We start from the raw sequence: 25074 nt of genomic DNA, 5'->3' as shown, positions 1-25074 counted from the left end.
GTGATGCTTTGCGCCTGGGCGCGGGCCTGTCTTCCAACGGGGAACAAAAGATAATGAACAAACACTTGAGATCAGCACTGTGCCGTGCGCTTACCGCTGTTTCGATTGGTTTGGCTGCGCCCGCCTTGGCCGAAGATCAGAAGGTCGATATCATGGTGTCGCCGCAGGGTACGGGCCCCTATCTGGCCTGGGCTACGATCCAGACCTATGCCAAGGACTTTCACGACACGCTGCGGCCCATCGCGGTTGAAACGCCCGGGTTTGTCTACAACGTCCGCTTTTTTGCGACCAACCCCGATCTGTGGAAAAACACCATGATTGGTTCGGGCGAGGTGGTCGAGTGGGCGGCGGCAAACGGCGTTCCGCCGTTCTTTCCTGAACCGCTGGAGGCGGCAAAGGACTTTCGTGTGATCGGCACGATGACCCAGTCTTCGAACCTGTTTGTGGCAACCGACCCCGAGATTCAATCACCGCATGATTTCGAAGACATGCGTATCGCCACGGGATTGCTAAGCCAGAATGAGTGGGGGATGCACCAGCGCCTGATCGTCGATGGCATGGGCATGATGGATAAGGTCGCCAGCTATAGCCCGCTGGGACCCAATGCCAATGTCGAGGCCCTGCTGGATGGGCGGGCGGATGTGGGCACGGTTGTGCTGCACTCGGCCTATGGGTTGAAGCGCAATCTTGAGGCCGGGCCGTTCAAGACGCTCGAATCCTCGGGTCGCGACTGGCACTATGTGTCCATCGACCCCGCCGATATCCAAAAATACATCGACGACACCGGGGCGCCGTTCAAGATCCGCGAGATCCCGGCTGGTACGATGAGCAACCAGCCAGAGAAAGTGACAACACTCGGTAACAACGTTCTGCTGACCGCCCACAAAGACATGCCCAACGATGTGGCCTACGAGTTCGTGAAACTCTGGATCGAGATGGGCCCAACGGTTGCCGAGTATAATGCGGTGGGTGGTATCTGGGATGCGGAAAGCATTGCGCATATGGCGAAAACCCAGCCTGAACGCATCCATCCCGGTGCGATGCGCGCCTACAAAGAGCTAGGGCTGGTCGACTAGCACCAATTCGGTCTCAGAAAGCGTCGCGGCCTGACCGGGCCGCGGCGCATCTTGGACAATGCTGCACAAGCCTCACGAACAAGATCTGTGAACCTGGAGTTCCATTTTGAGCCAGACCGAGATACCGACCGGACATGCCATAGACCCCGTACCCCTGCCGCTCAGGATGCTGACACTCGGCATCACAGCGGCGTTAGTTCTGTACTCTTGCGCGACCGTCTGGTCCTCGCTGACAGGCGCGATGGAGCATTATACGATCCACATCACGATGATCTTTGCACTGGTGCTGAGCGAGATCATTCAGCAGCGCTATCGCGACAATCGGCCGGTCGCGGCGCTGGCGGGCGCAATGCTGATCGGTATTGTGGTGTGCGGCCTTTACTTCATATCGCAGGCCAAGGTGCTGGAGTTTTCGCAGCCGTTCATCTCCACCCGAGATTTCATCTTTGGCCTGGTACTGGTCGGGATCATCCTGTGCGTGGCCTGGATGACCTGGGGCGCGGCACTGGCGCTGATTTGTCTATTTGCAGCGCTTTACTTTGCCTTTGGGCACATGCTGCCCGAGGTGTTGGCGACCAGCCGTAAATATGAGCCCAGCCTGATCGTCAGCTATCTGGCGGGGATGGGTGGGCCGCGCGGTATCTTGAACTACGCACCGCTATCCGCTGACGTTATCTTTTTGTTGCTGGTGTATGGCGGCACCCTGCACGGCACGCGCATCATCGATATGTTTGGCGAGATCGGCAAAGCCATCGGGAACCTTTTTCGCGGCGGCGTTGCGTATTCAGCGGTCACGGCCAGCCTTCTGATCGGAATGGTCACCGGGCAGTCGGTGTCAAATATTGCGCTGTCCGGCTCGATGACCATTCCAACCATGACCCGCAGCGGGTTTTCCCGAAACGAGGCTGGTGCGATTGAGGTGCTCGCCTCGACCGGATCGCAACTTTTACCACCGATCATGGGTCTTGGCGCGTTCCTGATGAGCGTGATTTTGGGGATTTCTTACATCGAAGTGGCGATTGCCGCGATTGTACCTGCCATTCTCTATCTGGTGGCAGTTGTGTCCGGCATCGTCTGTCTAATCGCAGCGTCCAAGGACATCCCCTATGATCGGCAAAAGGTGGATTGGCGTTTGATCAAATGGGTCGCGCCGTCGTTTGTGATTTCGTTCCTGACACTTATCCTGTTGCTGTCATGGCGTTACTCGGCACCGATGGGCGGGTTTTGGGGGATCATTCTGGCAGTCGGGCTCAGCTGTTTGCGGCCGCGCGAATATCGCCCAAGTCTTGTCGGTCTGGGCAATGGATTTGTCGAAGGGGCGCTGGCCGGGGCCAAGCTGACTGTGATCCTGTCGGCCATCGGCATCATTGTGCAGATGCTCGTAACCACCGGAACCGGCCTGTCACTGGGCCGGTTGATGATTGAGATGTCACGCGACAGTCTGGCCATCGGATTGTTGCTTGGCATGGGTGTTTCGCTGCTGATCGGGATGGGTCTGCCGACCCCGGCCGCTTACGCCTTGATTGCGATTGTCGTCGTGCCTTCGCTGATTGATCTGGGGATCGAGCCGCTGGTGGCGAATTTCTACGGTTTCTACTTCGCGATTTTTTCGACCCTGTCGCCGCCCGTTGCCGTGGGTATTCTGACTGCCATCCGCATCTCGAACGGCAGTTTCATGGGAACCGCATGGGAGTGTTTTAAGCTTGGTGGCGTCTGCTTTCTGGTGCCGTTCTTGTTTGTGGCCTTCCCCAATGTGCTGGGTTTCCCCAATATTGAGCCAGAGACCCTTGGAATGATCGGAGCCTTCCTGTTGGCTACCATCATGTTGTCCGCGGCAACCTATGGTGCTGTTCCAAGCCGCCGACTGGATAGCACGGAACGTGTTCTGGTCGCGCTTCTTGGGCCTGTGTTGTTTGTGCTGACCCTCTTTCTTAGTGGCGCGATCTATCATCTGATCACCCCGATTTGTTTTGGCCTCTGGATGCTGTGGCATGTCAGACAGCGGCGCGCGAACGCGGCACAAGCCCCCACCTGAAAGGACATTACCAGATGGTAACCGAAACCATGAACAAACCTCCGGCAGATGACGCGGCCCATGACCTGATCGCTGAGCTTGTGGCGCGCGCGCGGCGCGCGCAGACCGCGTTTGAGGCCGGAGCGGATCAGGCCCGCTACGATATGGCGGCGCGCGCGGTGGGCTGGGCGTTGTTGGATGGGGCCCGCAATCGGGAACTGTCCGAAATGGCTGTCGAGACAACAGGCCTGGGGAATGTGTCGGACAAAATTCTCAAGAACCACCGCAAAACGCTGGGCTTGTTGCGCGATATCACCCGGGCCCGGACGCAAGGTGTCATTGCTGACAACCCCGATACGGGTCTGACGGAGATTGCGCGGCCAAAAGGTGTCGTGGCGGCCATCGTTCCCTCGACAAACCCTGTGGCGACGCCGACCAATAATGCGATCAATGCGCTGAAATGCGGTAATGCAATTATCCTGGCTCCGTCGCCCAAGGGCGTTCGGGTTTGCGAAAAGCTGGTCGGCTATATCCATGCCGAGCTTGCCAGGCTTGGTCTGCCGGTTGATCTGGTGCAGATGGTGCCGCTGCCTGCCAGTAAGGCCAAGACCCAGGCGCTGATGGAAATGGCGGACATGCTGGTGGTCACCGGATCACAGGACAACGTGCGCCGCGCTTACACATCGGGGACGCCTGCAATCGGTGTCGGTGTTGGCAACGCGACCGTGATTGTGGACGAAACCGCCAATCTTTCCTCGGCAGCGGCTAAGATCGCGGCGTCGAAGTGTTTTGACAACGCAACCTCATGTTCGTCCGAAAATGCTGTTGTCGTTGTCGATTCGGTGCGCGAGGCGTTTCTGGCCGAGCTGCACAGGGCTGGCGGTCGTGTGTTAAGCGATGCAGATGCGATTGCAGTGAAAAAGGCGATGTTTCCCGGCGGTCGTCTGAACCCGCAAATCATCGCTCAGGACCTCGGCAAACTGCTGGAGGTGACAGGCATCAAACTGGCCGAACCCGGGGGCGCGCGGTTCCTGGTCATGCCGACCACTGGCATTGGACCCGACCACCCGGAATCCGGTGAAAAGCTGTCTTTGGTGCTCGCGCTCTATTCGGCGCAGGACTACGAGGCGGCGGCCATAACGGCAGCGCGCGTTCTTGCCTATCAAGGGGCCGGCCATTCGATCGGCATACACACAACCCGCGACGAACGGGTCCGTGACCTTGGTATGACGGTTCCGGTTTGCCGGGTCATCGTCAATCAGGCGCATACATTCGCCACTGGCGGATCTTTCGACAATGGGTTGCCGTTCTCTTTGTCGATGGGCTGCGGCAGCTGGGGTGGCAATGCCATCGACGAAAACGTCAACTATCGCCACTTCATGAACACCACCATGATTGTGCGCCCCGTCGCACCGCGCGAGCCGACCCTTGAAGATGTGTTTGCGGACTACTGGAAGGAAACGGGGCAATGAAGGACTGGGCTGCGCTTACGGACGAGCGATCCATCCGGGACTTGCTGGATCAACGCGTCGAACAAACCCCCGATGCGGCGTTCATCATCGACGGGGAAAGTGGCACGTCGCATACCTATCAGGATGTGCAGAATGCCGCCCGCGCGGTTGCCGCGCAGGTCGCTGGGCGCGGTGTCGAGCCCGGGCAGAATGTTGCGTTTGCCATGAGCAACGGAGCGCAGGCCGCCCTTGTGATCCTTGGCCTGTTTTATGGCGGTTATCATGCGACGGCTATCAATCTGGTCGCCGGGCACGATACGATTGCCTATGTGCTTGAGCATTCGGATGCCAGGCTGGTTCTGGCGGATACCGATGCGCACAGTCTGATTTCGGCGGCTTATAGTGACCGGGCGCTGCCGCCCGAGATCGTACGAGTCGATGCCGATCTGTTTTCCGGCTCACCGGGTTCCGAATTCAAACTGCCCAAACTGGGCGCCCACGCGGATGGTTTGCTGATCTATACATCCGGCACGACAGGCAGGCCCAAGGGGGTTGTGCTCAGCCATGCAAACCTTCTGGCGGGCGGTGTGAATACCTGTCTTGCGCATGAGCTCACCGCAGAGGACCGTGCGCTCTGCGTGCTGCCGCTCTATCACATCAATGGGTTGTGTGTGACCCTGCTGGGCCCGCTTGTCTCGGGTGGCAGTGTTGTTATGCCCCGCCGGTTCGGGGTCTCCCATTTCTGGACGCTTGCCGCACAGCACAACGTCACTTGGATATCGCTGGTTCCGACGCAGATTTCCTATCTGACTGATGACGCCAAGAAAACGGGAGGGTTGGCCGAAAAACTGCCCAGTCTGCGCTTTGCCAGATCCGCATCAGCCCCGCTGGCACCCGATCTGCAGACCGCTTTTGAGACGATGTTCGGCGTTCCGATCATTGAAACCATGGGTCTGACTGAAACCGCCGCGCCAATCCTGTCCAATCCCTTGCCGCCCGGTCCGCGCAAGATCGGCTCGCCCGGTATTCCGTTTGGCAATGAGGTCATCGTCGCCGATCCGATCGGCCAGCCGATGGACCGCGGGCAGGAGGGAGAACTGCTGGTGCGCGGGCCGAACGTAATGCGGTGCTATCTGAAGAACGAGCAGGCAACCTCAGACACGTTGACCACAGATGGCTGGCTGAGAACCGGTGATCTGGGCCGGATGGACGAGGACGGCTATGTCTTTGTGACCGGGCGTCTGAAAGAGCTGATTATCAAGGGTGGAGAAAACATTGCCCCGCGCGAGATCGACGATGCGCTATATGCCCATTCGGATGTGATCGAGGCGGCGGCCTTTGCCGTGCCTTGTCCCCATTACGGGGAAAAGGTTCACGCAGGTGTCGTACTGACCACCGGATCAAAGCTGAACGAAGCCGCGCTGATTGCTCTGTGCATCGACAGGGTGGGCACGTTCAAGGCGCCGGACCGTGTTTATATCCTACCGGAATTGCCCAAAGGTCCTTCGGGCAAAATACAAAGGATCAAACTGGCCGATCAGGTCAACGCGCAGGAAAGCGCGGCGTGATCCCATCAGCCATCGACATACTGGATTGGCAGCAGACCGGTACGTCCGTGGCAGTTGATATATTCAAACCGGGACGCGCGGTTTTTCACATAGACCTCGTGATAGGTTCGCAGTTCCAGCTTTTCGCCGTATTTCTTCCGCTCCATTTGCGCGCGCGAATAAATGGCCAAATGGGTCGGGTGCTCTTTGGACCAGCGTTCAAGATGCCCGAGCGACAGGAAGTATCCGACCGAATAGGCCTCTTGCGCGTCTGCCCCGTCTGCGCCGATGACACGAACCTGACGCAAGGACATACAACCGGTCTCTTCCGGGTTCTGGCGCAGGAACTCCATGCCAATATCCAATTTGGGCTCGATATTCTCACGATAGCTGTTCAGCTGTTCCTCGCCGCATTCCGCCCACGACACGCCGGATCGGATCAAGCAGATATTGTCCGGCGCTTCGACCGAGACCTTTCGTCCCAGCGTATCTTGTCGCGGGACAAACTCGATCGCCTCTTTCGTCGGCTCAAACGCGTCCTCGCCAGAGGCGGGAATGCGATCCCTGGCACCGCCCCAATAGCCACTTTCGTCCATCGCGGCGATTTGCGCATGTGGGCAAGCCGACAAGCCACGAATGTACTCTTTGAAGGCGATAGTCTCGGCGTTGCGCAATGTCGAGGACAAGCTTTCCCAAAAGTACCCTATTTCACCGGTCAGCTTGGTCGGGTCGCTCCACCAGGCGACGACATCTGCCGACGCGCTCCAGCGTTCATAGGCTGCCTCATCCGTCCAATATGCGACGCAAAAGGCCGTATCAAAGCCCTCAGTGTCCGTCAGCCGCGCCATGTCGACATGGGTGGGTCCGTCGGTCAGAGCAAAAAGGCCGTTTGCATCTTTGAGAAATTCAACCAGCGCCGGGCCCAAATCTCTCGGTCCTTGAATGCCCAGATACAGCGCGCGCACCGTTTGAACGGTTTCGGGAAACTGCGCCGAATACCTTTGCACTGCGGGTTTGTGACCTTCTGGCTTGGACATCGGAAAGCGGCGAGGATTGGTCTGGGTCAGCATCTACAAGAATTCCAAATAGCAGAACGGTATTCCAAAAGTACCTTTGTTAGGCTAGATTTGCAAATGCAATTTGCGCTGCCCAACACAAGTCCGATTGACATGACATGGTCGTCCTATTATTTAGAACATTGTCATGCAATATAGAATATGAGGTTGATATGGGTGCGTTGAACGGGATCCGAGTGGTTGAATTTTGCGAAATCGCAGCAGGACCATTTTGCGCCATGTTGCTGGCTGACATGGATGCCGAGGTTATCAAGGTCGAACGTCCAAGCGGTGACGCGATGCGCATGTGGCCGCCGATCAATGATGGCTATTCCGAGAATTTTGCGTCGATCAACCGGTCCAAAAAATCTGTCGTTTTGGACCTGAAAACCCCGGAAGGCATTGAGAATGCGTGTAATCTTATCCTGTCGGCGGATGTCGTGGTCGAAAATTTCAGACCCGGTGTGATGGCGCGAAACGGGCTTGATTATGCGACGATGTCGGCAGAGAAGCCCGAGTTGATTTACTGTTCAATATCAGCCTTCGGGCAGACGGGCCCTCGGGCTCGGGAAGGCGGCTTTGATTTGACCATGCAGGCCATGGCAGGTGTCATGAGCATCACCGGCGAGCCAGGAGGAGCCCCGGTCAAATGTGGCGTGCCACTATGCGATTTCGTCTCCGCTCTTTATGGTGCGATGGCGGTCAATGCTGCGCTGGTCGAGCGGGGCCGCACGGGTCACGGACAGCATATTGATGTCGCGATGCTTGGGGCGACGATGGCCATCGCTGCGTTGCAAACCAGCGAGTATTTTGGAACCGGTCAAGATCCGCGCAAATTGGGTTCGGCGCACCCCCGAAACGCGCCGTATCAGGCGTTCGAAGCTGCGGACGGTCATTTTGGTATGGCCGCGGGGAACAACAACCTCTGGTATTTGGTGTGTGAAGTTGTGGGCCGCGAGGATCTCAAACAGCATCCAAATTATACCAACCCGGCACTGCGTGCCGCCAACCAGGCAGAACTAAGATCCACGCTTGAAAGTGTTTTTCGGACCAAGCCGGTCGCGTACTGGTTAGAGGCATTTTCCGACAAGGGTGTACCATCAAGCCCAATCAACACCTATTCCGATGCTTTGGCCGACAAACAGGTGCAGCATATGGGTTGGGTGCAAGAGTTTGAGTTGCCCAACGGGGTCAAGACCCGGACATTTGGTCCGGCGTTGCGGATCAATGATACAGCGGGTCAGATAGCGGCGCCACCGCCAGAGCTTGGCGCCCACACAGACGAAGTGTTGGCAGGTCTGGCCCAAACCGAAAGGCGTAGTGCATGACCGGTTCAGCGCTTCTGATTGCTCGGCAGGAGGATATCCTGTCGCTGACCCTAAACCTGCCTGCGCAGGGAAATGCCCTGTCGCCTGATCTGGTCGAAGCGCTGATTGAAGTATTTGAAGGCTCTGTTCAGGCGCGGTGTGTCACCATTCGTGGCGCGGGACGTCATTTTTGCACCGGGTTTTATCTGGCTGATCTGGCTGATCTTTCGGATGGAGATATCCTGTGGCGCATCCTAAGGATCGAGCATCTGTTGCAGCTTGTAAACCATTGTCCGGTTCCGGTTACAGCTTTTGCCCAAGGGCAAAGCGTCGGCGCCGGGGTGGATCTGTTTGCGGCTTGCACCTTCCGAATTGCCAGCCCTGAAGCAAAGTTTCGGATGCCGGGCTGGAACTTTGGGCTGGCCCTTGGAACCCGCCGCTTGACGGCATTGATTGGTCCAGATGCGGCTCGCGACATACTGATTGATACAAAAGTGGTCGCAGCCGAAGAGGCGCGCGAGACGAGCTTTGCCACGCAAGTTGCACCGCAATCCGAATGGGACGATGTCGCGCGCGACCTTGCCGCCCGCGCGGTGGTGCTGTCGAAAACCGCTCTTGCGAATATGCTCGATCTGACCCAGGCCGATACGCGCGCGGCTGATCTGGCGGCAATCGTCAGAACTGCGGGTCGTCCGGGCCTGAGGATGCGCATCGCGGCCTACCGCGACAAGATGGCGGCGGCCAAACAGCAAAAGGAGGCTTCTTGACATGCTTCATCCCGACACACGTGGCATTCATGACCTTGGCGGGGTTCTCGATGAACCTTTTAGCGAAGACGAACACGATTATGACCCATGGGAGAAGCGGACCCATGCGCTGCGCGAGCTTCTGGCGCGCAAAGGGCTGTTGAAGGTCGATGAGCTGCGCCGCGCGGTCGAGGGTATGGGAGAAGAGAAATACAAGAGGCTGACCTATTATGAGCAGTGGATTTGGGCGATGTCGCAAATCATGGTCGAGCGCGGTCTTGTAACAGACGATGCACTGGGCCGTCGGATTGCCGAAGTTGAAGAGCGTTACGCAGAGAAACGCGATGACTAAACCGGCATTTGGGAGCAATGCAACTGCTGCTTTCGCACCCGGTGATCGGGTGCGTGTGCGCGGGGCCTATCCCATCGGCCATTGCCGTACGCCGCACTATTTGCGGGGCGTGGCAGGTGTGATCGAGCGATATTGCGGTGCGTTTGCCAATCCTGAAGAGCTTGCCTATCGCCGAGATGGTTTGCCCGCAACGCCGCTTTACCGCGTTCGTGTTGCCATGAAAGACTTGTGGTCCAACTACGCCGGGCCTGCCGTGGACACTATCGAAGTCGAAGTATTCGAGCACTGGTTAATCCCTGAGGAACCTTGACCCATGCATGATCACCCTCATCACCATCCGCACCCCAACCAGCCGGATGAGGAAGACCACATCACTGGCTATTATCAGTTCATGGAAATAGCCCTGCGTGAGTTGCTGATCGAGAATGACACCATTTCGCAGGCAGAGTTGGTGGATGTGCACCAGATGATGGATCGGCGCGGGCCGCATAACGGGGCGCGTATGGTCGCCAAAGGCTGGAGCGATCCGGCCTATCTGGATCGCATGCGCAACAACGCCACCGAAGCGGCTAGGGAACTGGGGTTAGAGCCAACATGGCTGAACCTCATCGTGTTGGAGAATACGCCCAAACTGCACAATCTGGTCGTTTGCACACTGTGTTCCTGCTATCCGTGGCCGCTTCTTGGGCTGCCGCCGGATTGGTACAAGAGCCGAGCTTACCGATCAGACGCCGTCGTGCGACCACGCGCATTGTTGCGCCAGTTCGGGCTCGAACTGCCTGAGGATGTGGAACTTCGGGTCCATGACAGCTCGGCCGACATGCGATATCTTGTGATGCCCGCACGTCCGGCCGGAACCGAAAGTTGGAGCGAGGAAGAGCTTGCCAAGCTTGTGACGCGAGACAGCATGATCGGTGTGCGTCCGGCTCTGAACCCTGCAGACTTGTAACGGTCGGTTACGCGGTAGGCTGTTACACTAGCCTTTGGCTTACGGTTTCTGCTGCGTTTCGCGCGCTTATCACAATCTGGAAGGTAGCTTGGCCTGTCGGAGGCTATCGAGTTGGATCTTATTACTAAGAAGTCCGCTCGAATCCCTGTGCAAGTTCTTGTATGATGTCCGCTGCGGGTTTTGCGTCGCCGGTTCTCCAATTCTCACCTGCCCACATGGAAGCAAAGTCTTCTGTCCCCAGGGTTGCTGATTTCAGTGGCCCCAATGCGGAAATCGCAAGCGGAAAGGCCTGTACATGGGGGTTTATCGGCCCGGCCTCGCGGACCAACCTGTTGACGAACCCTCGCGCAGGCAGGCCAAAGTGAAAGCTCACTACGGCGGGCTTGATCCTGCAAACCGCATCGACCATTGCGGTATCCAATGTGCGGGGCAGACCGCCTGTGGGATAGTCAGACGGGATCGAGAGTTCATCATAGAACTTGCGCAGTTCCCGAAGCCAAATCTCCTCGCGCAGTGGATCGCGATCGGTTGGGGGTATGACAAAAGAAATTGAGGTTCAATGGACCGTTGGTCGCATTCTGGAACCGAGAGGCTGAGGCCAATACATCTTGCGGGGTCAGCATCGCACATGGGATTGATCCTATGCCGCCCGCTTGCGCCACAGCGATTGCAAGTTCTTCATCTTGTGCCCCTGCCATGGGGGCCTGGATAAGCGGAATTTGCGCGCGGGTGTCGGCGAAGAATGTATGCATGTTGGCGGCCCATAGTTTTTTGCTGCATTGACCCTTTGGTTGTACAACGGAGCGTTGTCTTTTGTCGCGCCTTCAGGTTACTTGGACCGGCGATCACAATCACCCGACCGTTCGTCGGAGCGCTTCCAGAGTCATTCATGATTTGCTGACGGCGTTGATGGGCGCAATGCCGAATTCGGAAAGCACTTCATCCGTGTGTTCCCCCAGTGCGGGGGCATGTCGATGAATGGACGTAGGCGTTCTCGAGAATTTGGACGGATGACGCGCCTGCCGTAACATGCCCGCAATTGGGTGCAGGGTCTCAACGATGATTCCGTTTGCTTGAACCTGTGGGTGCTGCCGCATCTGTTTGCGTGTCAGCACCGGCGCGTTGGGTACGTTCTCGGCGTCCAACCGCTGGATCAAATCAGCCTGGGTAAACCCTTTGACGGCCTTTTGAATGGCTTCCAGTCGGGCATCGCGATTCATTTCTCGCAGTTCCGGCGTTTAGAAACGTGGATCATCCAAAAGGGCGGTGCGGTCCACGACAGCGGCAAACCCGCGCCATTGCTTGTCTTGCATCACAGCAATGCTTAGGAAGCCATCCGCCACCTCATAGATCAAATCAATGTAGGATTGTGCCTCTTCGCGTTCCAATTCATCGCCCTCAAAGGTGTGGCCGTTCATATCCGAACTCCATAAGAACGCAATCAGTACGTCGAGCATCGACACCTGAATGTGCTGGCCGATCCCGCTGCGTTCACGGGAGAAGAGAGCCGCAGCAATTGCTTGGCTGGTTTGGATGCCGGTCAACTTGTCCGGCAGGATGGTGCGCACGAGGCGCGGGCGCTCTTCGTCCGATCCAGCCTGAACGGTGGTGAGCGCCGAGACCGCCTGAATCAAGGGATCGTAGACGGGGTTTTGGGCCAGAGGCCCCGTATGCCCGAACCCTGCGATTGAAACATAGATCAGCTTGGGGTTCAGCATCGAAAGTGCCTCATATCCAAGCCCCAGCCGGTCTGCGACCCCCGGGCGAAAGTTCTGAATGAACACATCCGATTGGGCGGCCATGGATTGAACGGCTTTCACTCCATCCTTGGACTTCAGGCCCAACGTAACCGAGCGCTTGTTACGGTTGTTGTTCAGAAAAGACGCCGACATGTCTGCGTGACGGGTTGAGACTTGGCGCGAAAAATCGCCGCCATCGGGGTGTTCGATTTTAATAATGTCCGCACCTTGATCGCCAAGGGTCATGGTGGCCAGCGGACCGGAGATCACGGTCGTGAGGTCGATGACGCGAACGCCAGTTAGGGGACCCGTCATATCATTCTCCGGTAGTTGGGTGGGTATTCGGATCGTTACACTCAACAGCATAGATCGCTGCGGGCAGAATGAAACTGCCCGCAGCACTTCGGCATCCTATGACTTGGGGAACAGGAACAAGTTCTGAATATCGACAAGCCCCGCTGCAAGATAAGACGGGTAGCGCTCAAGGATAGCGCTTTTTAGTTCCTCGGGCGTTGACGCCTTGGAATAGGCACTCTGGACGTGGTCCAGATAGACGATAGCGTCATCAATCGCCTGGCGCGAGCCAGAGGTAGGACCATGGCCGGGCAGAACGAGGTCGAAAGTCGTGTCCTTTTGCATCGCTTTTAGTCCGGCCGCCCAGCCGTCGAAGTTGCCGTGCCCACAAAACAGGTGGCAGTTGTTATAGAGCATATCCTGCGCGATCAGGACTTTCTGATCCGGCAGGTAAATGGTCATCATGTTGTCGGACTCGGCATCCGTCACGTAGCGAAACTCAAACGGAACTCCGTCGATCACTTCTGTTGCGCCATGCTGGATGATCTGGTTCGGCACAACCTTAACCGGAGGGACGTGTTTGCCCAGTGACTCGAGGCTGATTTCGATAAAGAAGTCGCCCAGCTGATCTATCTCGGCCCGGGTTTCGGCGAAAGAATAGATCGGAACATCTCGGAACTGGTAAGCTCCAAACCAGTGATCGGGATGTAGGTGTGAAATGATCATGCGGTCCACAGGCTTGCCCGTTGCGGCGGCATAGTCGCGGACCTCCTGCCCATAGATGACAGACCGCTGACCATCGATGAACACGAGCCGTTCGGGTGTTTCGACGATATGCGTCGTCACGCATCCGGTTAGGTCGGGGCTTTGGTAGCTGTGGATTTTGACTGTCCCGAAATCCGCAATCGTCACGGTTCCATGTTCAAGCGGCGCAACGCCTTCGCCGATTGGTCCGCCTCCAAGTGTGCTGGCTTGTACAATCGCGGGAGCGGAGAGCGCCGTTGCTGCTGCGCCCAACAATACCCGGCGGCGACCTGAATTGAGATGTGACATAGAACCTCCTGTCTATCAAGTACTAGGTAGGCAAAGAGGTAGGGACGTGATCTTGACGCGTCAACCCCTATCTAGTACTTGATAGGTAAGCTGAACCGGGTTTGAATATCACATGAACGATAAGGCGAATGAAATTCTGGATGCAGCTCGGGTGCTGATGATGGATCGTGGCTATAACGGCTTCAGCTTTCGGGATGTGGCTGCTCAGGTCGGCATCAAAAGCGCCAGCATCCACTATCACTTCGCGACCAAAGCGGAATTGGTTGAAGCCGCCGCAAGAGCCTATCGTGAAGCGTTTTCAGATGCGTTGAACGAACTCATGGCCCCTAACGCGCCGGACTTGTTGAGGGCCTATGGGACTTTGTTCGTGGTGTCTTTGCGGGACCAGGGTGGGTTATGCTTGGGTGGCGTATTAGCCGCCGACGCATCAACGCTGCCGAACAACGTTCGTAACGAAGTGCAGCGGTTCTTTGAAGCGCAACATGAATGGGTTGGCGAGGTACTCAAAAAGGGCCAAGCCGATGGCGACATTCGTGCCGATATCGACGCCAGGACTTTTGCCAAAACATTTGTATCAGGCCTGGAAGGGGCGATGATGGTTTCGCGCGGCATCCAACAGCCGCAAGATCTGGATGTGGCGCTGAACCAGCTGATTCAGTTAGCCCGACCGTGACTTGGGAAAACTCATTTGGCAAAGTTCCCTGCATAGTTTCCGACTGTTGTCCCAAGTTGCCGTTTGAACGCGCGTTGCATTTGCTGGAAATCACGGAACCCCGAGATTTCAATGCTCTTCCCAATCGGGATGCCAGCGCACAGCGCGTCAGTTGCGCGCTTGACCCTGTAACGCTCCAAAAACTTTGCAGGAGAGTGCCCCGTCAGGGCGGAGAAACGCCGAACCAGGGTGCGTGATGTCAGTCCAGCGACATCGGCCATACGATCTAGCGTCCACACCTGACCTGGGTCGTCATGCAAGGCCGAGATCAGGCGGGAGATTTCTGTATCTTCTATGAATTGGGCTTCGAGAACGTCAGTGAACTGGTTTTGTCCGCCACTGCGCTTGAGATAAACCACCAACTCTCGCGCCACCGAGAGGGCAACAGTCGCACCGTAGTCCCGTCTGATGATCTCCAGCGCTAAGTCTATGCCCGATGTGACACCCGCCGACATGAAGATCGGCTCTTCAATACGATAGAGCGCGTCTGTGTTCCAGTTGACACTTGGGAACATGTCACGGGCTTGAACGGCGCGCGACCAATGGGTTGTTGCAGCCCGGCCATCCAACAACCCCGCATCTGCGAGGATCAGGGCGCCAGAGCAAATCGAGATCAGCCGCCGATCATCTGCCGACTGCAACCAGCCGCGAAGAAGCTGCCGCAGCCCTTTATGCCGCAACAGGCGATCAATACCGCGTCCGCCGGGGATGAGCAGATCCTGCCCGCCGTCATGCCCTGCCGCCCGATCCGCCTGCAACCGCAATCCGCAGGACGCGATGACGGGGCTGCCATCCAGCGACACGTAGCGCAGCTGATATCGGATCAGACTGTTATCATTGGCCGAATTGAATGCCTGAACCGGCCCGGCAACATCCAAAATATTCAGGTTGTCAAAAAGAAGCACGTCGATATGGCGTATTTTGTCCATAATTGATGATTGTATGTCATTATCGCCAAGTCGGCCAGCGTGTAAAAGAACACATAACAACACCTGAACGTTGGGCCTGTTTATGCTGAACCGGAACTTTGTACTGATCCTTTTGGGCAACGTCATTCTTGGCTCTGCCATGCCGATGCTGATCATTCTGGGCGGCTTGGCTGGCGCCTGGTTGGCGCCCCAAAGCTGGCTGGCCACCGCGCCGCCATCGGCGCAGATGCTGGCCGGGATCGCCGTGGCCTCTCCCATATCGCTATTCATGGGGCGTTTCGGCCGGCGCGCGGGCTTTTTGCTGGGGGCGGCTGCGCTTTTTGCTGGCGCGGGCCTTGCGGTGCTGGCGCTTCAGATCCAAAGCTTTGTCTTGCTGTGCGCGGCCCATGTCGCCTTGGGCAGTGCCTTGATCTGTGTGAATTATTTCCGTTTCGCAGCCTCCGAGGCGGTCACCGAAGAGCATCGACCGCAGGCGATTTCCTTTACTCTTGCCTCCGGGCTGGCCGCCGCGCTGATCGGCCCGGAATTGTTTTCCTGGTCAAAGGATGCGCTGGCACCAACCCCTTTGGCGGGAGCCTATACGGCGATGGCGATACTGGCGATACTGGGCGCAATTCCGGTTCTTGGTTTGAAAACGCAGGCGCGGCGATCCGCTCAGACCGCGCAAAAAACCGCAACCTTGCGCCGCATCCTGAGCAACAATCCCCGGATTGCGGTCGCCATTGGCATTGCCGCGCTTTCGCAGGCGATGATGGTCTTGCTGATGACACCAACGCCTTTGGCCATGATCGGCTGCGGTTTTGCCGACACCCAGGCCGCAGATGTCATCCGCTGGCATGTGGTGGCCATGTTTGCGCCCGGCTTTTTCACCGGATCACTCATCAAACGTTTCGGGGCCGGTTGGATTGCTGCGATTGGCATTGCGCTTTTGTTGTTCTCGGCTGTTGTTGCCTGGTCAGGGCTGGAGCTGTTGAATTTCTATGCCGCGCTCATTTTGCTTGGAGTCGGGTGGAATTTCGGCTTTGTCAGCGGCACACACCTGCTGCAATCGGCGCTGAGCGTGCAGGAGCGCCCCTTAATCCAGGGCGCGAACGATACGATCCTTGCAATCTCGTCCTCGGCGGCGTCGCTTATGTCGGGCGCACTCTATGCCGGGATCGGCTGGATTGGTCTGGCTGGACTATCTGCCCCAGTCCTATTGGCGTTCGGGCTTCTTCTCTTCCAAACAAACCATCGAACAAAAGCATCCGTTTCATGAGGCAAGTATCACCACCAGGCCAGAATTGACGTGGCCACACCGAAAAGGACGGCGGTTTCCAGGCAAACAATCACCAGCGCCGTGGTTCCGACCGTGGCGAGACTTTGGAGCGAAGTCTTGATACCGATGCCAGCGATACCAACAATAAGCAGCCAACCAGACAGTTCAGAGAGAACGGCGTGCACCAGTTCGGGCAAAAGGCCGGAACTGTTGACCCCGATCGCAAGAACAAAGCCATAGACAAACCAGGGTACCCCTTGGCGTTTTCCGCTTCCCGATTCATTGCGAAAAGCAACCGAGATAAGAAGGATAACCGGCACCAAGAGCGAGACGCGGAACAGTTTGATAAGTGTCGCAGTACTGCCGGCCTCGTCAGACACCGAAAAGCCTGCTCCGACCACTTGGGCGACGTCATGAATGGTAAGACCCAACAGAACGCCGATGGTCTGGTCGTCGAACCCGATGGCTTTGCCGAGAATCGGATAGAGGACCATCGCGATTGTCGACAAAGTGGTGACCGCGACCACAGTAAAGGCGGTATCGCGCTCTTTGGTTTTCGAGTCTGGCAAAGCCGCGGAAATGGCCAGTGCGGCAGAGGCCCCGCAGATCCCAACTGCTCCGCCTGTCAGCAGCCCGAATTTTAGTTTTCGGCCCAGCAAATAGGACAGCCCGATTCCCATACCTATTGTGAATCCAACGCCGCCGATGATCAGCAGGATGGTTTCGGCGTTCATGGCCCCGATCTCGGCCAGGGTGATCCTCAACCCAAGCAAGGCGACGCCCAGTTTAAGCAAATCCGCTGCGGCAAAGCTGATGCCCGGCACAGCTTTTTTATCTTCCGCCAGAAAATGCAGGCTGAGCCCCAGGAGAAGAGCAAAAAGCATCGTCGGCGCGGCGTAGTGGTCTGACAGGAATCGTGCAGCGACGGCGACGATCAGACATGTCAAAACCCCCGGTACAAGCCGGGATACCTGTACAAGTGTCATGTCAGATGGCCTCGAGCACGCAGACCAAGTCGGGCTGGGGCTCCGGCATAGCGAAGTGATGCAGACCCGCCGAGGTGCAGCCCGGCGGCTTTTGCAACGAAAATAGGCGGTGGGCGAGCGCTGCGCTCGTCGATATGTCCATGGTCTTGGTCTGTCCCTGATGCTTGATGGGCATTAGCGCGATATGGTTTTCCAGATGCCCTCCTTTTCCATCGCGCGCTGGACGCCGGGGTCTTGTTCCATCCGGTCGTGCAGTGCGTTTAGGTTGGCATAGGCTTTGTGGTCATCCGCGAATTGCATGTAGGACCAACGGATCATGGGAAACAAGAGCGCATCCACGATGGATTTCTGATCGCCCAGCATAAAGTTGCGTCCTTCAAGATGCGCATCCAGAATGGCGAAGTTCCGATAGCATAGCACCAGCGCCGCCTCGCGGGCTGCTGCGTTTTCGTTGATCGCGTAGCGGTCCGGCAAAAACAGCAGATGAAACGGCGGGTGCACATCGCTGGCAAGAAACAACAGCCAACGGTCGGTCTGATAGGCGGTCTCCATATCCTCGGGCGGGCCGAGCATGGCGCTTGGGTGGCTGCGCACCAGATGTTTCATGACCGCCGCGACCTGGGTCATGACCTTCCCGTCTGGCAGCTTCAGAAAGCCGACGGTTCCAGTTGGGTTGTGTTTGTATAGGACGTCGTCAAAGAACTCGGTCTCTTGGAGATCGTAATCAACGTTCAACCAATTCAGTACGATATGCGGCGCCAGCGAGCTGGCATGAGGTTTGATGAAAAGTTCCATTCTGTGCTCTTTCCTGACAGCGTCGCGGGGTGCTGAACGCTCCCGCGATTTGGGGATCAAAGCGTTTGCGAGCTTTCCGCGTTCTTGGTGAGAAAGCCGGCCAGCTTGGCCGTTGCCACGGCGAATCCAACGCCAATGGACATCGAAAAACCGATGTTAAGGATCGCGCTGGTCTCGAACGATGCGCTGAACAGGTCCAGCCCGCCTTTGCCTTTCAGGATCACGAAGGCGGCGACACAGGCCAATGCGTACATCGTGATCGGGACTGCGGCAAGCAGGGCGATACGGCTCGATTGCACTGCCACTCCGGCGGACACAAAGACAGCAGCGGCCGCCCAGACCGGAAGCGCCAGACTGGCACCCAAAGGTGCGGCGGTGATCAAATACATAGTCAGCCCGCCCAGCAGGGTGCCAAACAAAGCCGCCGCCAGAGTTTCCCCGATCCTCGACATCTCGCCGCCCGAGTGAAAGAAGCTTGCCCAGGCCACAAAGGCCGCCCAAAGCGACAGGCTGCCGCCGAAACTCATAAACGAAAAAGTCGCCAGGGCGCCACAGATCGCTAGAGCCAACGCCATTGCATTCAATTGTGTCATTGATCTTCCTCCCAGAAGTGTCGCAGCTAGGTTTCTGTATTGCAGAATGTTGTTCTATATGCTGGACATTATGGGTGGCGTCTGTCAAGTTTAGATTTAGGCGCCTCGCTAAGTACAGCTTGTCAGGCTGTACAGATAGAGCACGGTCAGAACTATTTTCAGAGATGCAGAACTCTATTGATGGGCGGTGCCGCGCCGGACAGCGCAAAAAGCTTAGAAAGGTAAGAGAGGGCATCTTGGGTAAGGACTTGGTCAAACTACAGCACACACCCGTCGTGGACATAGCCGATATCTGGTCAATGTCCGCAGCCGCAGAAACGAGCTTGACCGCAGCATGACCCATCCTGCTGACTTTGGGGCCGTCGAAGCACGCCGGCTTGTCGGCGCACGCGAGTTGAAGCCAAGCGATCTTGTCAAAGCATGTATGGAGCGGATCGAAACCCGTAACCCAGCCATCAATGCCGTCATCACAACAGACTTTGACGCTGCGCTTGACGCGGCTTTGATCGCTGACAGGGCCGTAGAAGACAGCTTGCCGCTTCCGGCCCTGCACGGGCTTCCAGTTTTGATAAAGGATCTGAGCCGGACAAAAGGCCTGCGCACGACCTTTGGCAGTTGCTGTTTTGCCGATCATATCCCGGACGCGGATGACATTATCGTCGAAAGGCTGCGTTCCGCTGGCGCTATCATATTGGGTAAAACCAACACACCGGAATTTGGGGCGGGGGCCAACACCTCGAATCTGGTTTTTGGCGCAACGGGCAACCCCTATGATCCTGGCGTCACGTCCGGCGGGTCGTCCGGGGGATCAGCGGCGGCGCTTGCCAGCCATATGGCGCCTTTGGCGTCAGGTTCGGATCTGGGCGGAAGCTTGAGGATTCCCGCGTCTTTTTGCGGTGTGGTCGGGATGCGACCTTCGCCCGGTTTGGTGGCGTCGCAAAGCCATGTTTCCGGTTTCTCGCCTCTTTGGACCGATGGTCCGATGGCGCGGTCGGTTGAAGATCTTGCACTAATGCTGTCGGCAATTGCGGGCTTTGACACGCGCGATCCACTTTGCGCGCCAAGGCTTGATATCTCGTTTAGCGATTTTCACCGGATCGAGGATCTTGCGCATTTGCGCGTCGGGTTTTCAACCGATCTTGGTGTAGCTCATGTTGATTCAAGGATCGCCAAGCTTTTTGAAAGTCATCAGAACACCATAGGTGCGCATTTCCGTTCGGCCGAAGCGCTTGAAATTGATCTATCGGCCGCCGCTCAGGTATTTCGAGTTCTGCGCGCCGAAAGCCTTTATGCAGCCTACGGAACACTTGCTGAGGCACAGCCCGACAAGATTGGCAAGAACGTGCGTAGCAATATCCTGGATGCAACTGAACTGACCCTTGCGGACACAGCGCGAGCCGATGCGGCCCACACAGTCTTATATCGCCAGTTTCAAAAACTGTTTGAGCAGATCGACTATCTGATCTGCCCGGCAACTGCCGTGTCCCCGTTTCCGGTTGAAGAAAACCACCCCGTTGCGATCAACGGCCAGGCACTGACCGAGTACTATGCCTGGTATGCCATCACGTGGGCTTTGTCCCTGACCAGCTGTCCCGTCATCACGCTGCCGTGCGGTTTCGACCACAATGGCATGCCGTTTGGAATTCAGATCGTTGGTCCTCGCCATTCGGATGCGCGGTTGCTGCGATTCGCGCGCAGTTTGGAAGCTTCACTTATTGATGATGGGCTGGGTCGGGTGGCTCCCAAAGCTGCCTGTTTTGATGGCAATACCGTCTAATCGGCCGTCGCTTTCTACAATGCGGAACATCATCACAAAAAATGGGGATTTCCCGACAAAATCCTTGCTATAGCTTTCAGCTTTTAGAAAAATAGAAAGCAATTCTATAATACAGGAAGCACGGAGGAATGTTATGCTGGACTATCCATATGATCTCGGACGCTATAGCCGACCGATCACCACGTCGTCCAAGGAGGCGCAGGTTTGGTTTGATCGCGGGCTGAATTGGATTTTCGGGTATCATCATGAAGAAGCCGGTCTGTGCTTCGAGAATGCAGTCAAGGCAGATCCTAACTGCGCTATGGCATATTGGGGCCTCGCTTACATCATTGGTCCGAATTACAACAAACCATGGGAGCTATTTACACCCGAGCAGGTGCTGGACACGCTGGTACAATCGCGCGTGGCAATCGAAAAGGCCAAGGCTGTCACTGAGGGTGCATCGGACGTCGAAAAAGCGCTGATCACCGCCCTGGAAAGCCGGTATCAGTCGAATGAACCAGTGCCCGATCTTTATGCTTGGTCCGCTGCCTATTCGAATGAAATGCGCCGTGTATATGAGCAGTTCCCGGATGACCCGGATGTAGCGACCCTGTTTGCCGAAGCAATGATGAACCGCACACCCTGGCAGATGTGGGATCCGCGTTCAGGCGAGCCAAATCCCGATGGTGATACACTGGAATGCCGCAAAGTGCTGGAGGACTCGCTGGACAAGGTTGAAGCCCGTGGCCGGGATCGTCATCCTGGCCTTTTGCACCTTTATATCCACCTGATGGAGATGTCACCGACCCCTGAAGTGGCGCTGCGTTATGCAGATGAGTTGCGGGAGTTAATCCCCTCTGCTGGGCATCTTGCACACATGGCCACGCACATCGATGTGCTTTGTGGCAATTATCAGGATGTCGTGGTCTGGAATCACAAGGGAATTATTGCAGACGAGATTTACTGGGAGAAATCCGGGGCTATGAATTTCTATTCAATGTATCGGGTTCACAACTATCACTTCAAACTCTACGGCGCAATGTTCCTCGGGCAATACCAGCCCGCGATAGAGGCCGTCGAGGGTATGATGAAAACAATCCCTGATGCACTGGTCCGCTGTGAAGATCCACCGATGGCAGATTGGCTGGAAGGATATATGTCGATCAAGACCCATGCGCTTGTACGGTTTGGGCGTTGGCAGCAGCTGATTGATGAGCCACTGCCGGAAAACGCGGCGGAATACTCGATGACAACCGCGCTCAACTGGTACGGCAAAGGCATCGCTTACGCTGCGTTGAAACAGCACGACAAAGCTGACGAGGCACGTCGCATGTTTGAAGAGGCCTTGGCAACGGTGCCTGAGACCCGGCATATTCACGTGGTGTCTTGTCAGCAGATACTCGAAGTCGCTCGTGAAATGCTCAATGGGGAGGTTGAGTATCACCGGGGCAACTATGACATTGCTTTCGTCCGTCTGCGCAAAGCCGTAGAGCTGGAAGACGCGCTGCCTTATGACGAACCCTGGCCCTGGATGATGCCCAGCCGCCATCCCCTTGGGGCGCTACTTCTTGAGCAAGGCCATTTTGAGGAGGCCGCCGCTGCTTACGAGGCTGATTTGGGTATGAACGACACGTGTATCCGCTCAAATCGGCACCCGAACAACGTCTGGGCTTTAAAAGGATTGCACGACTGCTACCTCGCGATGGGCAAACACAAAGAGGCGGCGATGATCAAGCCTCAGCTAGATTTCGCCCTCAGCCGCGCTGATCGCGAAATCTATTCTTCTTGCTTCTGCAGCACTAAGAAAGCCGCCTGACGGTTACTTCGGTCCAGTGGCGGCCTCTGCTCGGCAAGACACGCAGGCCGTCAAAGGAAGGAACTGCGATGTACGCACTCGCAAAGGTAAAACTCCTCGACCTCGACCTTCTGTTTGTTGCTGGCGCCTGGGGAATACTGCTGCTGCTGCAACAAACAAACTACGCCATCTATCTTAACCATGGCGACTGGACCAAAGTCGGACTATTGGCCAGCATCTGCGGCTTCAATCTAGAGCAAGGCTGGATTGCCGGAGGGCTTGGGTTTCTCTCAAGCTGGCTATTGATGCTGGTTGCAATGATGGGACCCATAGCGTTCGTAAACCTCAGGCACCAAGGTCGGATGTCAGCAGGTGCCGTTTTGGGTTATGCTGTCCCATGGCTTTTGGCAGGGCTCGCATTTCACGCCTTCGGTTATTTGCTGCAAAGCTATGCCCAAACGTCTCCTTTCCTGTTCTTCAATGGATGGATTATTGGTGCCATCATGCTGCTGGCGATCGGGCTGTATCAGCTCAGCCCCATGAAATCGCAAAAGATGATTAGCCGGTTTAGTTCGTTGCGAAGCTCATTCATCGAAGGACTGCGTTACGGACTAAACTGTGTCCGACACTGTGGTCCTCTGATGTGTCTGATGTTCTTATTCTTTCCTGGAAGCTTGCTGTGGATGGCCGTGATTACCGGATTGATAACATTGGACAGTGGAAGCTTTGGAATGCACAAACTGCATAACGAAATTGGCATTGTGCTAATCGTGACGGCGGCGATTTTAACTGTTGTGAATACTGTTTGAACTGGGGGTGTGGTAGTTGGAGCGTCGTCAGGAAAACTCGTTAAATGGGTTAGTTCGGTATCGGAGATGGTCACTCGAGATCAAACTATACCTCAATGCCTAAAATCTGGCATCAAATTCCGATCTTTGTATCCGGACGTTGGCCGTGTATGACGCTCGGAACAACGGTCGCGGCACCGCAGGCACCACAATCAATAACGAAATAGGCAAGTCGCGCGATACCGAATTCAATCAGGATTCTCCTTCAGTTTTGTTGGTGTTGATTGCGGCATTCGCTTGTGATTGGAGCTGACGCGTCAGATACCAGCCATGAAAATTGATCAGCTTAGTGTTCTTGCGATACATGCCAAAGCCTTTTTTGTCCTAGGGCGTTAGAACCACTTTGAGTATCTCGGTAGTGCATGGCTCTCGAGATGTAAGTTCAGCCACGGAGCGATTTGGCGTACTTTTTCATACGGCAGCGGATCATTTGTATTTGGAACAAAGAGAAATCGGTCGTACTTTCCAAACACAAACTCAGCCATATGAGCGCGGCGGTCCAGTCCGTAAGCCTGCCAGATAAATTTCTCAAAGTATCAGCAAAAGTCGACCGTCGGATAAAGCGCGCCGATTTCATGTGCACCGATCCGAGCAAAAAGCGTTACCCAGAAAGAAGAGAATATAAGGTGCGCCGGGAATGCGTTCAACGTACCCTCCATAAGCCATCATCTCGTCCAATTTGCCTCCGGTGCCGCAGTACCCTTAACGCACATAGATTTTCTGATAGTTCGCTCGCTCTGTTATGATTTTTCGACGCAAGGTCTCAGAAATCGCCGCGGGGGATGGTGTAGTTTCGCAGGAAGGCCTGACGCATTCAGATGGGTCAGGCGGTTGACTTCGACCGCATCAAAGACTCTCGCGCTGGCGTGCTCAGGGTCGAAATCAAGCTCTGACCATTGCCCCTTTTGGAGGTAAACGGCTGATCCGGTTCTAGCACGGTGCAGGGCCCGCAAAAGTGGTCCGGTACAACAACCGACGCATCCCGTCGTAGTCATTCGTTGCATAGTGCAAAGTCATGCGATTGTCCCAGATGGCGACATCCCCGGCTTGCCATTTCAGGCGACAGGAAAAGTCAGGCCGGGTAGCATGTTTATAGAGTGCTGCAAGGTAAGGTGCGCTTTCCTTTTCGGTCATGTCGGCAAAACGCACCACATAAACTGGGTTTACAAACAGCGCGCGACGCCCAGTTGCCGGATCGGTAATGACGGCGGGGTGCTGCACCTCTTTGTCTGCTTGGGGTTCGCCTCTAGTCATCTTGATCGAACTATTGGCCCGATCAAGGCCGGGCGGGGCGTGGCGAACACCGTATGGTTTGCCTATATGAACGGCCATACGACAATCAACAAAAGATCTGAGATCAGGTGGTAGGCTTTCATACGCAGCAGTCTGATCCGACCAGACCGTATCGCCGCCGACTTCTGGGATTTCGATGGCATTCAGAACTGACCCCGCAGGTGGGCTGCGAAGAAAACTGAAATCAGTATGCCATTCTCCGCCAAAAACACCGGTGTTCTGTTCATGCGCCTCTTTGAGCACCGCAATCACCTGAGGGTCGCCCGCCAATGGCTGTACATAGGGTAACTGCATCAAGTTACCAAATATTGAAGTCAATCGCTTTTGCGCTTCGATATCCAGATGTTGCCCGGGCAGTACGATCATATGATGCGCGCCAAGCGCCCCCTTCAAGGCAGACGATATGGCTGGTGTAATCGAGTCCTTTAGATCCACACCAGTGATTTGCGCACCAATAAATCCTGTTATTTTGGTGACTTGCATAGCTCATTCGTTTTCTAGATGGACAGCTATAGGAGAGCTA

The 25074-nt window shown here is 56.2% G+C and carries 22 protein-coding genes and 1 pseudogene; 14 read left to right on the top strand and 9 right to left on the bottom strand.

The window, feature by feature from the left end; all coding sequences use genetic code 11:
• Positions 1-53: 53 nt before the first annotated feature.
• The 4 genes from ACR0K5_RS16690 to ACR0K5_RS16675 all read left to right on the top strand — a co-directional run bounded on the left by ACR0K5_RS16690 (position 54) and on the right by ACR0K5_RS16675 (position 6109).
• On the top strand, positions 54-1076 hold the full coding sequence (locus ACR0K5_RS16690; RefSeq protein WP_480630785.1) for a TAXI family TRAP transporter solute-binding subunit: 1023 nt from the start codon (positions 54-56) through the stop codon (positions 1074-1076).
• 106 nt (positions 1077-1182) lie between these two features.
• Positions 1183-3111, top strand: a complete 1929-nt coding sequence (locus ACR0K5_RS16685) for a TRAP transporter permease (RefSeq protein WP_480630784.1) — start codon at positions 1183-1185, stop codon at positions 3109-3111.
• A gap of 14 nt (positions 3112-3125) precedes the next feature.
• Positions 3126-4562: an acylating sulfoacetaldehyde dehydrogenase gene (sauS, locus tag ACR0K5_RS16680; protein WP_480630783.1), complete on the top strand. Its 1437-nt coding sequence runs from the start codon at positions 3126-3128 to the stop codon at positions 4560-4562.
• On the top strand, positions 4559-6109 hold the full coding sequence (locus ACR0K5_RS16675; protein WP_480630782.1) for an AMP-binding protein: 1551 nt from the start codon (positions 4559-4561) through the stop codon (positions 6107-6109). Before sauS ends, ACR0K5_RS16675 begins: the two co-directional genes overlap by 4 nt.
• A 5-nt stretch (positions 6110-6114) precedes the next feature.
• Here ACR0K5_RS16675 and ACR0K5_RS16670 read toward each other — a convergent pair whose 3' ends face one another.
• On the bottom strand, positions 6115-7125 hold the full coding sequence (locus tag ACR0K5_RS16670) for a phenylacetaldoxime dehydratase family protein (protein ID WP_480630781.1): 1011 nt from the start codon (positions 7123-7125) through the stop codon (positions 6115-6117).
• A 137-nt stretch (positions 7126-7262) separates the two neighbouring features.
• On the opposite strand from ACR0K5_RS16670, the gene ACR0K5_RS16665 reads away from it, so the two are divergent.
• Genes ACR0K5_RS16665 through ACR0K5_RS16645 form a run of 5 tightly spaced genes read left to right on the top strand, consistent with a single transcriptional unit; the run spans position 7263 to position 10497 of the window.
• Positions 7263-8471, top strand: coding sequence for a CaiB/BaiF CoA transferase family protein (locus tag ACR0K5_RS16665; RefSeq protein ID WP_480630780.1), 1209 nt, complete (start codon positions 7263-7265; stop codon positions 8469-8471).
• Positions 8468-9217 carry an enoyl-CoA hydratase/isomerase family protein gene (locus ACR0K5_RS16660; protein WP_480630779.1) on the top strand — a complete coding sequence of 250 codons (750 nt, stop codon included), beginning with the start codon at positions 8468-8470 and terminating at the stop codon, positions 9215-9217. Before ACR0K5_RS16665 ends, ACR0K5_RS16660 begins: the two co-directional genes overlap by 4 nt.
• Position 9218: 1 nt before the next feature.
• The gene (locus ACR0K5_RS16655) at positions 9219-9548 is read left to right on the top strand and encodes a ScnB-like protein (protein ID WP_480533405.1); all 330 of its coding nucleotides are present in this window, start codon (positions 9219-9221) and stop codon (positions 9546-9548) included.
• On the top strand, positions 9541-9858 hold the full coding sequence (locus tag ACR0K5_RS16650) for an SH3-like domain-containing protein (protein ID WP_480630778.1): 318 nt from the start codon (positions 9541-9543) through the stop codon (positions 9856-9858). The genes ACR0K5_RS16655 and ACR0K5_RS16650 overlap by 8 nt, the downstream gene beginning before the upstream one ends.
• A gap of 3 nt (positions 9859-9861) precedes the next feature.
• Entirely contained in the window at positions 9862-10497 is a 636-nt protein-coding gene (locus ACR0K5_RS16645) for a nitrile hydratase subunit alpha (protein WP_480630777.1), read from the top strand.
• Between the two features lie 470 nt (positions 10498-10967).
• Here ACR0K5_RS16645 and ACR0K5_RS16640 read toward each other — a convergent pair whose 3' ends face one another.
• The 3 genes and pseudogenes from ACR0K5_RS16640 to ACR0K5_RS16630 form a co-directional block, all read right to left on the bottom strand.
• Positions 10968-11249 (bottom strand): nitronate monooxygenase, encoded by a 282-nt coding sequence (locus ACR0K5_RS16640; protein WP_480630776.1) that lies wholly within the window; start codon positions 11247-11249, stop codon positions 10968-10970.
• Between the two features lie 135 nt (positions 11250-11384).
• Positions 11385-12551: pseudogene (locus ACR0K5_RS16635) on the bottom strand (CaiB/BaiF CoA transferase family protein).
• A gap of 96 nt (positions 12552-12647) precedes the next feature.
• Complete coding sequence (locus ACR0K5_RS16630; RefSeq protein WP_480630775.1) at positions 12648-13583, bottom strand: MBL fold metallo-hydrolase; 936 nt, start codon at positions 13581-13583, stop codon at positions 12648-12650.
• Between the two features lie 112 nt (positions 13584-13695).
• On the opposite strand from ACR0K5_RS16630, the gene ACR0K5_RS16625 reads away from it, so the two are divergent.
• Positions 13696-14256, top strand: a complete 561-nt coding sequence (locus tag ACR0K5_RS16625; RefSeq protein ID WP_480533415.1) for a TetR/AcrR family transcriptional regulator — start codon at positions 13696-13698, stop codon at positions 14254-14256.
• A gap of 11 nt (positions 14257-14267) precedes the next feature.
• Here the strand turns inward: ACR0K5_RS16625 and ACR0K5_RS16620 are convergent, their stop codons facing one another.
• A complete protein-coding gene (locus ACR0K5_RS16620; protein WP_480630774.1) occupies positions 14268-15224 on the bottom strand; it encodes a GlxA family transcriptional regulator in 957 nt (318 codons plus the stop codon).
• A gap of 70 nt (positions 15225-15294) precedes the next feature.
• Here ACR0K5_RS16620 and ACR0K5_RS16615 point away from each other — a divergent pair, with 70 nt between their 5' ends.
• Positions 15295-16482 (top strand): MFS transporter, encoded by a 1188-nt coding sequence (locus ACR0K5_RS16615; protein WP_480630773.1) that lies wholly within the window; start codon positions 15295-15297, stop codon positions 16480-16482.
• 8 nt (positions 16483-16490) lie between these two features.
• On the opposite strand, the gene ACR0K5_RS16610 is transcribed toward ACR0K5_RS16615, so the two are convergent.
• The 3 genes from ACR0K5_RS16610 to ACR0K5_RS16600 all read right to left on the bottom strand — a co-directional run bounded on the left by ACR0K5_RS16610 (position 16491) and on the right by ACR0K5_RS16600 (position 18856).
• Complete coding sequence (locus tag ACR0K5_RS16610; RefSeq protein WP_480630772.1) at positions 16491-17468, bottom strand: YeiH family protein; 978 nt, start codon at positions 17466-17468, stop codon at positions 16491-16493.
• Between the two features lie 174 nt (positions 17469-17642).
• Positions 17643-18263, bottom strand: coding sequence for a glutathione S-transferase family protein (locus tag ACR0K5_RS16605; protein WP_480630771.1), 621 nt, complete (start codon positions 18261-18263; stop codon positions 17643-17645).
• 56 nt (positions 18264-18319) lie between these two features.
• A complete protein-coding gene (locus tag ACR0K5_RS16600; protein ID WP_480630770.1) occupies positions 18320-18856 on the bottom strand; it encodes a DUF1097 domain-containing protein in 537 nt (178 codons plus the stop codon).
• Positions 18857-19190: 334 nt separating this feature from the next.
• Here ACR0K5_RS16600 and ACR0K5_RS16595 point away from each other — a divergent pair, with 334 nt between their 5' ends.
• The 3 genes from ACR0K5_RS16595 to ACR0K5_RS16585 all read left to right on the top strand — a co-directional run bounded on the left by ACR0K5_RS16595 (position 19191) and on the right by ACR0K5_RS16585 (position 23219).
• The gene (locus ACR0K5_RS16595) at positions 19191-20633 is read left to right on the top strand and encodes an amidase (RefSeq protein ID WP_480630769.1); all 1443 of its coding nucleotides are present in this window, start codon (positions 19191-19193) and stop codon (positions 20631-20633) included.
• A gap of 133 nt (positions 20634-20766) precedes the next feature.
• Positions 20767-22431 (top strand): hypothetical protein, encoded by a 1665-nt coding sequence (locus ACR0K5_RS16590; protein ID WP_480630768.1) that lies wholly within the window; start codon positions 20767-20769, stop codon positions 22429-22431.
• Between the two features lie 68 nt (positions 22432-22499).
• Positions 22500-23219, top strand: coding sequence for a copper chaperone (locus tag ACR0K5_RS16585; protein ID WP_480630767.1), 720 nt, complete (start codon positions 22500-22502; stop codon positions 23217-23219).
• 969 nt (positions 23220-24188) lie between these two features.
• On the opposite strand, the gene ACR0K5_RS16580 is transcribed toward ACR0K5_RS16585, so the two are convergent.
• A complete protein-coding gene (locus tag ACR0K5_RS16580; protein ID WP_480630766.1) occupies positions 24189-25034 on the bottom strand; it encodes a TauD/TfdA dioxygenase family protein in 846 nt (281 codons plus the stop codon).
• Between the last annotated feature and the right edge of the window lie 40 nt (positions 25035-25074).

The sequence above is a fragment of the Ruegeria sp. AB9 genome, assembly GCF_056542585.1.
The sequence above is the reverse complement of the archived record's forward strand: the minus strand, read 5'-3'. Positions and strand labels throughout refer to the sequence as shown.